The 391-nt window shown below is 72.6% G+C and carries 1 protein-coding gene; it reads right to left on the bottom strand.

The annotated features are described in order from the left end of the window. The coding region (locus tag FLP08_RS17265; RefSeq protein WP_156278160.1) for a hypothetical protein at positions 1–391 on the bottom strand (391 nt) is incomplete at both ends.

The following is a 391-nucleotide window of genomic DNA, read 5'->3' as shown; positions in this document are numbered from 1 at the left end:
CCTGCACCTCGAGGGCGCCGGCCTGGCTGAAGATCAGGCCGTCCTGCTGGTTGCGCAGGGCGCCGCCGCCCAGGCGCAGGCTCATGTCGGCCTGGCTGGCGAGGGTGCCGGAGGCGCTGTTGTCGAGGCTGCCGGCGCTGATCTCCAGCAGCCCCTGGCTGACCAGCTTGCCGCCGCGGTTGTCGACGCTGGCGCTGCGCAGCAGCAGGTCGCCGCCGCTGGCTAGGCGCGCCGCGCCGGTGTTGACCAGGGCGCCGCCGAGGATGGCGTCGAGCCGGCCCTGGCTGATCAACTGGCCGTCGCTGTTATCCAGGCTGGCGCCCTTGAGCAGCAGGCTGCCGCCGTTGATCCGGCCGCCGGCGTTGTTCAGCAGCGTATCGTCGCGCTCGAA

Source organism: Christiangramia aestuarii (assembly GCF_009735585.1).
Taxonomy (GTDB): Bacteria; Bacteroidota; Bacteroidia; order Flavobacteriales; family Flavobacteriaceae; genus Christiangramia; species Christiangramia aestuarii.
The sequence above is the reverse complement of the archived record's forward strand: the minus strand, read 5'-3'. Positions and strand labels throughout refer to the sequence as shown.